This is a genomic window from Streptomyces sparsogenes subsp. cuspidosporus (assembly GCF_039532705.1).
In the GTDB taxonomy this organism is placed as follows: Bacteria; Actinomycetota; Actinomycetes; order Streptomycetales; family Streptomycetaceae; genus Streptomyces; species Streptomyces sparsogenes.
Map to the genome: position 1 here is coordinate 24,322 of NZ_BAAASD010000064.1, position 9,137 is coordinate 33,458.

General features: G+C 73.8%; 7 protein-coding genes. 3 read left to right on the plus strand and 4 right to left on the minus strand.

Translation table 11 applies throughout. From position 1 onward, the window contains the following. Positions 1-46 precede the first annotated feature (46 nt). From ABFY07_RS39765 to ABFY07_RS39775, 3 genes are all read left to right on the plus strand, one after another. Positions 47-961, plus strand: a complete 915-nt coding sequence (locus ABFY07_RS39765; RefSeq protein ID WP_346179137.1) for an ATP-grasp domain-containing protein — start codon at positions 47-49, stop codon at positions 959-961. Further along, positions 958-1,782, plus strand: a complete 825-nt coding sequence (locus ABFY07_RS39770; protein WP_346179138.1) for an ATP-grasp domain-containing protein — start codon at positions 958-960, stop codon at positions 1,780-1,782. The genes ABFY07_RS39765 and ABFY07_RS39770 overlap by 4 nt, the downstream gene beginning before the upstream one ends. 127 nt (positions 1,783-1,909) lie before the next feature. Next, the gene (locus ABFY07_RS39775) at positions 1,910-4,453 is read left to right on the plus strand and encodes a SpoIIE family protein phosphatase (RefSeq protein ID WP_346179139.1); all 2,544 of its coding nucleotides are present in this window, start codon (positions 1,910-1,912) and stop codon (positions 4,451-4,453) included. A gap of 221 nt (positions 4,454-4,674) precedes the next feature. On the opposite strand, the gene ABFY07_RS39780 is transcribed toward ABFY07_RS39775, so the two are convergent. The 4 genes from ABFY07_RS39780 to ABFY07_RS39795 form a co-directional block, all read right to left on the minus strand. After that, positions 4,675-5,403: a hypothetical protein gene (locus ABFY07_RS39780; RefSeq protein WP_346179140.1), complete on the minus strand. Its 729-nt coding sequence runs from the start codon at positions 5,401-5,403 to the stop codon at positions 4,675-4,677. A gap of 12 nt (positions 5,404-5,415) precedes the next feature. Next, complete coding sequence (locus ABFY07_RS39785; protein WP_346179145.1) at positions 5,416-6,459, minus strand: LacI family DNA-binding transcriptional regulator; 1,044 nt, start codon at positions 6,457-6,459, stop codon at positions 5,416-5,418. Between the two features lie 167 nt (positions 6,460-6,626). Beyond that, positions 6,627-8,255, minus strand: a complete 1,629-nt coding sequence (locus ABFY07_RS39790; protein ID WP_346179141.1) for an AMP-binding protein — start codon at positions 8,253-8,255, stop codon at positions 6,627-6,629. A gap of 121 nt (positions 8,256-8,376) precedes the next feature. Next, positions 8,377-9,137 (minus strand): AAA family ATPase (locus ABFY07_RS39795; protein ID WP_346179142.1); only part of this gene is annotated, 761 nt, incomplete at its 5' end.

Consider the following 9,137-nt stretch of genomic DNA (forward strand, 5'->3'; position numbering starts at 1 on the left):
GCGCGCCGGACCGGTCGGCGAACGTCCGGCGTGACAGGGAAGGTCGATGAGGCTCTGCTTTCTGGTGGAGGAGCACTACCGCTACGACGGCATGCCGGTGGAGGTGATCCGCCGGCTCATCGCCTGGGGGCACCGGGTGGATGTGCTGCGGCCGGGGAGTTCCCTGGTGAACGTGGAGGAGGCGGTCAGGGCGGGCGGCCACGACGCGTGGGTGCTCAAGACGGTCTCGGGCGGCCCGGGCCTGACGCTGCTGGAGGCCGCGGCGGCCGTGGGGCTGACGACGGTCAATGACGCGCGGTCGATCCGGGGGGTGCGGGACAAGGTGCTGGCGGCGGCGATCGGGCGCGCCCGGGGGCTGCCGATGCCGCGGACCTACGCGGCGGCCCGGCCCGAGTCGCTGGCCGAGGTTCCGGAGGCGGAGTTCCCGCTGGTGGTGAAGCCCGCGGACGGGAGTTCCGGGCGGGCGGTGCGGCTGGTGTCCTCCCCGGACCGGCTGGCCGGGCTGTGGCCGGAGCTGGCGGGGGAAGGGATGCTGATCGCGCAGCCGTATGTGGCCAACTCGGGTGTGGACCTCAAGGTCTACTGCGTGGGCGGCGAGCTGTACGCGACGGAGCGCAGCTCGCCGCTGCACCCGGACGGTCCGGTGCGTGAGCGGCGGGTGCCGCTGTCCGCCGAGGTGGCCCGGATCGCCGCCGACGCCGGGGCGGCCTTCGGCCTGGACCTGTACGGCGTGGATGTGCTGCTGGGGCCGGACGGCCCGGTCATCGTGGATGTGAACGACTTCCCGAGCTTCCGTCAGGTGCCGGACGCGGCGGCGCGGGTGGGGCGGGCGGTGCTGGAGCTGGCCCGCCGGGGCGCGGGCGGCACGGGCGGGGCGGGGCCGGCGGCCGTGGTGCCCGCCCGGCCGGTGCCGCCGCGGGTGGCGGAGCAGGTGCCCGCGAGCGCCGGCGAGGGCCGATGAGGATCGGTCTGATCACCCCCGAGCCCGGTCATCCGCTGCTGGCCGCGGCGACCGCGCTGCTGACGCCCCGGCACCGGGTGGAGGTGGTGGATCCGGGCTCCTGGGGCGGCGCGTCGGACGAGCCGGAGTCCGTCGGCGAGCTCGCGGACGTCTATCTGCTCAAGGCGCGGACACCGGGGGCGCTCGGCCTGGCCCGTCACCTGGAGGAGCGTGGCGCTCCTGTGGTGAACGCGGCCCGCGCGACCGGGCTGGTCCAGGACCGGACGGCGATGGCCCGGCTGGCGCTGCGGGCGGGGCTGCCGTTCGCGCGCACCCGGACCGCGCCGGACCTCGCCTCGCTGTACGCCGAGGGGCTGCCGTATCCGGTGGTGGTCAAGAGCCGGCACAGCAGGCGCCATGACCTGGTGGCCCGGGTCGAGGACGCCGCCGGGCTGCGCGCCCTGGGCGAGGTGTGGCCGGGCGAGCCGGTGGTGGTGCAGCGGTTCACCGAGAACAGCGGCTGGGACCACAAGCTGTGGGTGATCGCGGGCCGGGTCTTCGCGGCGGTGCGCCGGTCGGAGCTGGCGGACCCCGGGCGCGGCCCCGCGCTGCCGCTGCCGCCCGGGGAGCTGCCGGACGGCTGGGCCGGACTGGCGCTGCGGGTCGGGCCGGTCTTCGGGCTGTGGGTGTACGGCGTGGATGTGATCGACGCGGGCGGCGGGGCGCCGCTGATCGTGGACATCAACGCGTTTCCCGGCGTACGCGGCCAGGCGGGCGCCCCCGAGGCGCTGGCCGAGCTGGCGGTGCGCACCGCCGAGAGGGGTGCCGTCCCGGCCTGCTGAACCGCCCCGGATCGAGGCGCCCGGGTTCGATTGAGCGGGCTTGTGCCCGGGGACCATGTGGGTAAGGAGCCGTGGCGTCGGGCCGCAGGCCCGGGCACGGCGACGTGGCCCGGCGAGGCAGACGCCGATGCGCAAGGACGATTTCGCCAGGTATCGAGGCGAGTACCAGGAGCTCGGGCACCGGGGGGCCGCTCCGCTCTCGGCGGCGATCGAGGTCGACGCCCGTGGCTGTGTCACGGCCTGGGGGCCCGACGCGACGCGGGTGCTGGGCTACCGGTCCGGGGAGGTGCTGGGGCGGTCGGCGCGGGAGCTGCTCGCCGGCGATCTCCCGGCGTCGGCGCGCGGGAGGCTGCGCGCCCGGCCGGGCGAGGCCCTGAGCGGCCGGATCGCGGCCAGGCACCGGGACGGGCACCGGGTGGAGCTGACGGTCCGGGCCCACCCGCTGACCGACGCGGAGGGCGAGGTCCGCTGGTTCGTGGTGGCGGGCCCGGGGGCGGCGGCCGCGGCCGCCCCGGAGGCCGATGAGGCCGGGCCGTCCGACGAGGCGCGGCTGCTGTCGGACTGGACGCTGACCCAGATGCCGCTCCCCGTGGCGGTCTACGACGCGCGGGCGCGGCTGGTGGCCGCCAATGTGGCGATGACCCACGTCATGGGCCGCACGGTGGACGAGATGCGCGGGCTGAGGCTGCGCGAGATGGACCCGCGGCCCCTCGCCCAGGAGGTCGACCGGCTGCAGGAGCAGGTGCTGCGCACCGGGGAGGGCGTGCGGCACGAGGGCTTCGGCCGGGCGATGTCCGGCGCGGGCGGCAAGCGCGCCTGGGTGATCTATCTGATCCCGGTGAAGAACGCGGCGGGCCGGGTGCGCGGCATGTCCGCGGTGGTCCTCGACTACACCGAGCAGCACTGGGCCCGCCGCCGGCTGACGATCGTCAACGAGGCCAGCGTGCGGATCGGCACCACGTTGGACGTGACCCGCACGGCACAGGAGCTGGCGGACGTGGCGGTCGGCCGGTTCGCCGACTTCGTCACCGTCGATCTGCTGGACGCGATCTACCACGGGCAGGAGCCGGTCAGGAGCCGGGCCAGCCGGGCGGTGGACTTCCGCCGCATCGCCCACCAGTCCGTGCTGGAGGGCTGCCCGGAGGCGACGGTGGAGGTCGGGGGCGCGGATTCGTGGCCGGAGTACTCGCCTCCCGCGCAGGCCCTGGCGGCCGGCCGCGGCGTGCGGCACGCGGTACGGGACGAGGAGTTCCGGCGCTGGACCGGGGAGGAGCCCCGCCTGGCCGAGTCGGTGCGCCGGTACGGGATCCACTCGGTGATGGCGGTGCCGATGAGCGCCCGGGGCACCACGCTCGGGGTCGCGGTGTTCTACCGCCACCGGACGCGGGAGCCGTTCGACGACGACGATCTGCTGCTGGCCGAGGAGATCACGGCGCGGGCCGCGGTGTGCGTGGACAACGCCCGCCGCTACACCCGCGAGCGCGCCGTCTCGCTGGCCATCCAGCGCAGCATGCTGCCGCGGCAGGGGATGCGGCAGGCGGCCGCGTCGATCGCCTCCCGCTACCTGCCGGCCGGCACCGCGGCGGGGGTCGGGGGCGACTGGTTCGATGTCATCAGGCTCTCGGGTGCCCGGATCGCCCTGGTGGTGGGCGATGTGGTGGGCCACGGGGTGCACGCCGTGGCGACCATGGGCCGGCTGCGGACCGCGGTGCGTACCCTCGCCGACATCGGCCTGCCGCCGGACGAGCTGCTCACCCACCTTGACGATCTGGTGCTCCGGCTGGACGAGGAGGAGTCCCCCACCCAGGAGGGCGAGGTCCTCCCCCAGGCGGGCGATGCCACGGCCGGGGAGAAGGGCAGCACGGGTGAGCTGGGCGCCACCTGTCTGTACGGGGTGTACGACCCGATCACCCGCACGGCCTCGTTCGCGAGCGCCGGCCACCCCGCGCCCGTCGTCGTCGCCCCGGACGGGGCGGTCACGCTGCCGAACGTGTCGCCGGGACCGCCGCTGGGGGTGGGGGGCCTGCCGTTCGAAACGGTGGATCTGGAGCTGCCGGAGGGCAGCACGCTGGTGCTGTACACCGACGGGCTGCTGCGGTCCGCCGCCCGCGACCCCGACGAGGGCCTTGCGGTGCTGTGCCGGGCGCTGGCGGGGCCCGCCGAGTCGCCCGATCAGGTGTGCCGGTCCGTCCTGGGCGCCCTCGGCCCGGAGCGGGGCGGTGACGACATCGCCCTGCTGGTCGCCCGGACCCGCACCCTGGACCCCGGCAGCGTCGCCACCCGGGATGTGCCCGCCACCCCGGCGACCGTCGCCGAGGCGCGCCGGTGGACCTCGCGGCAGCTCGCGGACTGGGGCCTGGAGGAGGCGATCTTCACGACCGAGCTGGTGGTGAGTGAGCTGGTCACCAACGCCATCCGTCACGCCAGCAGCCCCATCCAGCTGCGGCTGATCCATGACACCGGGCTGATCTGCGAGGTCTCCGACGCCAGCAGCACCGCCCCGCACATGCGCCGGGCCCGCACCTTCGACGAGGGCGGGCGCGGGCTGCTGCTGGTGGCCCAGCTCAGCCAGCGCTGGGGCACCCGGCAGACCTCGCACGGCAAGGTCATCTGGGCCGAGCAGAGCCTTCCGGTGGGCCGGGCGGACGCCGCCCTTTCGATCTCCGCTTGAAACCCGAGCAGCCTGGGAGACGGTTACCGCGTCTTCATGGGTAGAACGTGAGAGGGGGCCGTTGTGAACTGTAGTCAGTGCGGAGCGCCGGTCATCCAGGGTCCGAGCGGCGGTTGGAGCTGCAACAACTGCGGGGCCTCGGGATGACCGGCTTCGGACGAAGACCGTCCCGCCGTAAGGCGTGCTGTGCGCGGGGCGCGCGTCCTGGGGAGGAGCGCGCGCTACTTGGCGTACAGGAGGGTCCCGAAGCCCAGCTGGTCGAAGCCGCCGCTGGTGGAGCCGTAGTCTCCGCCGCCGCCTTCGGGGCGACCCTTCTCCGCCATGGCGGTGATGTACGGCACGGACAGGCCCCGGCGCCTGGCGTAGTGGTAGTGCAGGATGTCCCACACCGGCCGGGCCTGGCCGCGGCTCGCGGAGGAGATCACGGTCTGCGACTGCTGGGCGCAGTTCTGACCGGTGCCCCAGGTGTAGGTGGTGAAGGGGACGCCTGCGAACTGGTAGCCGTAGATGCCCGCCGCGAGGAACCGGTCCGCGTTTCCGGTGACCGTGGTGAGCTTGGCGGACCAGGCGTTGAGGATGTCGCGGGCGGTGTCGCCGTGGGCGGTGGTTCCGGCGATCTTCCAGCGCAGGGCGTTCTGGTAGGCGGCGTGGATGTCGTTGTAGAGGATCCCGTAGTTCTCCCCGGTGCCGCCGCGGATGATGGTGGCCTGCGGGTTGGGCTTCCAGCCGGACTGCGCGTGCGCGTTGGCGGTCAGCCGGTTCCAGCCGGCCAGCCAGGGGTCGTCTCCGGCGGCCACCCGTACCTTGGCCCGGTTGAGTTCGCCGTAGGCGTGCAGCATGCCCGGGTGGGTGAAGGTGGCCGGGGCGGCGTCAGCCGGGCCCGCGGTGACGGCGGCGGTGAGGCCGCCGGCCGCGCCGGCGAGAGCGAGCCCTCCGGCGGCCTTCAGCACTCCGCGGCGTCTCTAAAAGGTTTCCCGGGGGCGGCCGGGTCCCCGGGTCGAGGCGCGGATGACGATGTGGGTGCCGAGCACCTGGTGCTGGCTCTCGGGGAACTCGTCGCGGTGCAGGGCGAGCCGCACCGCCGTGCGGCCCAGCTCCTCGTGCGGGACGTGGACGGTGGTCAGCGCCGGGTAGACGTCGATCGCCACCGGGATGTCGTCGTAGCCAGCCACCGAGACGTCCTCGGGCACCCGTACACCCCCCTCGCGCAGCGCCTGCAGCGCCCCCGCCGCCACCATGTCGGTCCCGGCGAACACGGCGCTGAAGTCGGCCCCGGAGGCCAGCAGTTCCCTGGCCGCGCGGTAGCCGTGGGCGCGGGTGAACTCGCCGTCCAGGATGAGCGCCGGGTCCGGGGTGAGGCCCATCAGCTCGTGGGCCCGGGTGAAGCCGCTGATCCGCTGGGTGCTCGTGGACAGGCCCGGCACCCGGGCCAGGTAGGCGATCCGCCGGTGTCCGGCGCTGAGCAGGTGGGTGGTCATCGCGAAGGCGCCGGCCTCGTTGTCGTAGTCCACGACGGTGGCGGGCACGCCCTCGCCCAGCGGGGGCCTGCCCACCAGCACCAGTCGCGAGCCCACCCGGTCCAGGGCGTGCGCGAAGTGGGTCATGCGGTCCTGGTAGGCCTTGTCCTCCCAGGCGCCGCCGACCACGATCACCGCGTCGGCCCGCTGCTCGCGCATCATCTCCACCACGGCGAGCACGCGCTGCGGGTCGCCGTGGGTGGTGCACAGCATGCACAGCCGCCCCTCGGCGGACGCCTGCTCCTCCACGCCGCGCGCGATGTGCGCGTAGAAGGGCCCGGTCACGTCGTCCACGACGAACGCCACCGTCTTGTTGGTGGAGCCGCCGAGCGCGCGGGCGTGCGCGTTGACCACGTAGTCCAGCTCGCGCATGGCCTTGAGCACCTTGGCCCGGGTGGCCGCGGCCACCGGGTAGGTGCCCCCCATGACACGGGAGACGGTGGACGCGGACACCCCGGCGCGCTTGGCGACGTCCCTGACCGTGGACACGTCCCTGCCCGCGGCGCTCTCCGCCCGCCTGCCGGCCTTGCCCGCGCTCACCTGTGCCGCCTCGTTCACGTAGGCCTTTCCCCTCACCCTGACCACCGCGTAACCGCTCACGATAGCCCAGCGGGGACCGTCCCGGGCCCGTCCCGGCGCTCCTCCCGGCGTCCCGCTCAGCGAGCGCGGGAGCTGACCTTGCGCGGCCGCAGCAGGAAGCGCTGGGTCTTGCCGCTGGAGGTCTTGGGCAGCTCTGCGACGAAGTGCACCCGCCGGGGGTAGGCGTGCTTGGCGAGCCGGTCCTTGACCAGCTGCTGCAGCTCGGCGGCGAGGGTGTCGCCGCCCTCGGCCCCCGGGCGCAGCACCACGAAGGCCTCCATGACCTCGCCGAGCTCCTCGTGGGGGACGCCGACCGCGGCCGCCTCCACCACGGCCTCGTGCTCCAGCAGGACGCTCTCCACCTCGAACGGGCCGATGCGGTAGCCCGCCATGAGGATCACGTCGTCGCTGCGCCCGGAGAAGAACAGGTGGCCGTCCTCGTCCCGCGCGGCGGTGTCGCCGGTGTAGAACCAGTGTCCATCGGGGCTGAACTTCTCCGCGGTCCGCTCGGGGGCGTCGCGGTAGCCCTCGAACCACATCAGCGGGCTCTTCGCGATGTCCACCGACACCCGGCCGGGCCTGCCGGTCTCCGCGGCGGCGGAGTTGGTGTCCTCGCGCAGGACGGTCACGCTCCAGCCGGGCAGGGGGCGGCCCATGGAGCCGGGCTTGAGGTCGTCGCGCAGCGCGGGGTGCCAGGCATTGGCGATCGCCATGCCCAGTTCGGTGGAGCCGTAGTGGTCGCGGACCGGGATGCCGAGGGTGCGCTCCGCCCAGGTGATCACATCCGCCGGGAGCGGCTCGCCGGCCGCGGAGGCGCAGCGCAGCCGGACCCCCTCGGGGGCGGGGGTGCCGCGCAGCTTGCGGTAGACGGTGGGGCCCGCGGTGAAGTTGGTGACGCCGTAGCGGGAGAGCACCGCCCAGGTGGCCTCGGCGGAGAACAGGCTGTTGAACAGCAGACTGCGCCGGCCGAGGGCGAGCGGGGCGATGATCGCGTAGTACAGCCCGTAGGCCCAGCCCGGGTCGGCGGCGTTCCAGAACACGTCCGTGGGCCGGTGGTCGAGGCCGAACTCCTGGTACATGGCGAATCCGGCGACGGCCCGCAGCGGGATGGGCACCGCCTTGGGCGGGCCGGAGGTGCCGGAGGTGAACAGCTCCACGATGGTCCCGTCCCCGCCGAGGGCGGCCGGTCGCTCCAGCGGCGGGTGCCCCTGGAGCAGCTCGGCGAAGGACAGGTCGCCCGCCTCGGTGGGTCCGGTGGTGACGATCCGCCACGGCGGGTCGGCGGGGAGGTCGGGGCCCGCGGCGAGCTTGGAGCGCTGCCCGGCGTCGGTGATCACGACCTTGGTGCCGTTTCCGGTGATCCGCAGCGCGATGGCCGGTGGCGCGAACGCGGTGAACAGGGGCACCTGGACGGCCCCGATCCGCCAGATGGCGAGGGCCGCCACGACCAGCTCGGTGGACTTGCCCATCAGCGTGGCGACCCGGTCGCCGGGGCCCACGCCGAGCGCCATGAGGGCGCTCGCCATCCGTGCTGAGGCGTCGCGGAGTTCACCGAAGGTCGTGTCCTGCCCGCCGAGGTCGGCTCCGACCACCGTGAAGGCGACGGCGTCGGACGGGTGCCGGTCGCACAGCAGATGGGCGGTGCACGCCGCCGGATCTCCAAAGGTCTTGAGCAGGTCGGCCATGCGCTGTTCCGGGCTGGACAAGTGGGCTCCTCGTGCGTGCGGGCGAGCGAATCCAAGGCCAGGGGGTGTGCTGTCCCCATTGGCTTGTACACGCTATCGCGCCCGCTCGCCACCTCGGCAACCCATGGTGACCAGACCGTTGTCAGCCGACCGGGGCGGCGGGGTTCTCCTCCCTGCGGAAGGTCAGCTTCCCTTCCTCGACATCGACTTCCACATGGCTGTGCGGTGACAGCTTGCCGTTGAGCAGCATCCGGGACAGCGGGTTGTCGACCTCGCGCTGGATGGTGCGCCGCAGCGGCCTGGCGCCGTATTCGGGCTGGTAGCCGTGGTGGGCCAGCCAGTCGACGGCCGCGGGGGTGAAGTCGACTGGCACGTCCTGGGCGCGCAGCCGGCGCCGGGTCTCCTCGAGGAGCACATCGGTGATCTGCCGCAGCTGCTCGTCGGCGAGGCGGCGGAAGATGACGATCTCGTCGACGCGGTTGAGGAACTCGGGGCGGAAGTGTTCCCGCAGCGGGCGCAGCACGCGCTCGCGGCGGGCCTGTTCGTCGCTCTCCGCGCCGCCGCCGAAGCCCATGACCGTACCGCGTCCGGAGATCTCCTCCGAGCCCAGGTTGCTGGTCATGACGATGACGGTGTTCTTGAAGTCGACGGTGCGGCCCTGGGCGTCGGTGAGCCGTCCGTCGTCGAGGACCTGGAGGAGGATGTTGAAGACGTCGGCGTGGCCCTTTTCGATCTCGTCGAACAGCAGCAGGGAGTAGGGGTGGCGCCGCACCCGTTCGGTGAGCTGTCCGGCTTCCTCGTGGCCGACGTAGCCGGGCGGGGCGCCGATGAGGCGGCTGACGGTGTGCTTCTCCTGGTATTCGCTCATGTCCAGGCGGACCATGCGGTCCTCGCTGCCGAACA